The sequence below is a fragment of the Ectopseudomonas toyotomiensis genome (assembly GCF_900115695.1).
GTDB lineage: Bacteria > Pseudomonadota > Gammaproteobacteria > Pseudomonadales > Pseudomonadaceae > Aquipseudomonas > Aquipseudomonas toyotomiensis.
In genome coordinates this window covers 1-1,103 of the sequence record NZ_FOXK01000041.1, presented here as the reverse complement: position 1 = coordinate 1,103, position 1,103 = coordinate 1, and the positions used below count along the sequence as shown (strand labels likewise).

Sequence of the window (1,103 nt, the reverse complement as noted above, 5' to 3'; positions counted from 1 at the left end):
CGCAGCTCCTTGGCGGCGTCGTCGGCCGACATGGTCTCGATGCGGCGCTTGGCCTTTTCCAGATCCTGCTTGGTGCGATCCAGCTCGGCGCTCTTCTTGCTGAGCACCTCGCCGAGGGCGTCGTAGTCGGCCTGGGTGTCGGTGAGCTTCTTCTGCAGCTCGTCCTTTTCCTTGGTGTGGGTGTGGATCAGCTCTTCGGCCAGGTACTGCACGGCTTCGAGGTTGCCCTGCTTGGATGCCTCGATCAGGGCGGACCTTGCGTCATCGGGCAGGCGGCGCCATTGACGCAGTTCGCGGTAGCCGATGCCCATGCGGGTCATGGATTCGAGGGCCTCTTCTCCGAAGGCGCGAAGATTGGCGATGTCCCGGTCTACCTGGTCCACAGAGCGGCGCAGCAGATTGCAGAACTCCTCCCATGTGCCTCGTAGGTTTTCCGCACCGTGCGGATTTTTCATGCCTGCTAGCGAGCGGTAGAGCTTGTTTTCCTTGACATGGGCGAGTTTGGAAGTCCGCACCGTGCGGGAAAAATCTTCAAACGCTCCTGCCATCTGAGCCTGGCCGAGCAGTTGGTTGACCAGGTCACGCTCCTCGGCCATGTCCTGGGCAATGGCGCCCAGGTTCTGGATGACGTTGACGGCTTCTTCGTTGACCGGCGCATCCTGCAGCGGCTCAGCCTTTGGCGTTGCGGTACGGGCCATCAGGCAGCCCTCCGCTCGGCGTCGCCGGCCATTGCGCGCAGGCTCTCGATGGCCTCGACACGGTTGCCGTTGGCTTCGATCAGGGCATTGCGGAACTCGTCGGCGCCACGGCGGCAGCCGTAGTAGTAGGCATCGAACTCCAGGCTGCCCTGCGGGTAGTTGACGGTGGTGGGCTCACCCTCGATGCGCAGCTTGAGCGCGGCGCAGAGCCCCTCGACGTAGATGCTGCTGTGGCGATCGCCACCACGCAGCAGGTGCTGGGCCAGTTTGGTGTAGTTCATGGCGTGCTCCTTGTTGTCAGCGGCTGGCCCCGGCCAGCACGCGTTGGTTGATTTCGTTGATGCGGTGCTGCGCGGCGCCCATCTCGTTGGCGTGGGCCTGGGCGATCTGCAGCAGCGCGATGGA

General features: G+C 63.6%; 2 protein-coding genes. Both read right to left on the bottom strand.

Annotation, left to right across the window (positions count from 1 at the left end):
- On the bottom strand, window positions 1-698 hold a 698-nt coding region (locus BM186_RS26090), incomplete at its 3' end, for a hypothetical protein (protein WP_074919360.1).
- On the bottom strand, window positions 698-979 hold the full coding sequence (locus tag BM186_RS26085) for a hypothetical protein (protein ID WP_074919359.1): 282 nt from the start codon (window positions 977-979) through the stop codon (window positions 698-700). The genes BM186_RS26090 and BM186_RS26085, both read right to left, overlap by 1 nt.
- Window positions 980-1,103 lie beyond the last annotated feature (124 nt).

Bases quoted from the DNA above. Each gene is read 5' to 3' on its own strand.
- BM186_RS26085 (WP_074919359.1), bottom strand. From the start codon at position 979: ATGAACTACACCAAACTGGCCCAGCACCTGCTGCGTGGTGGCGATCGC.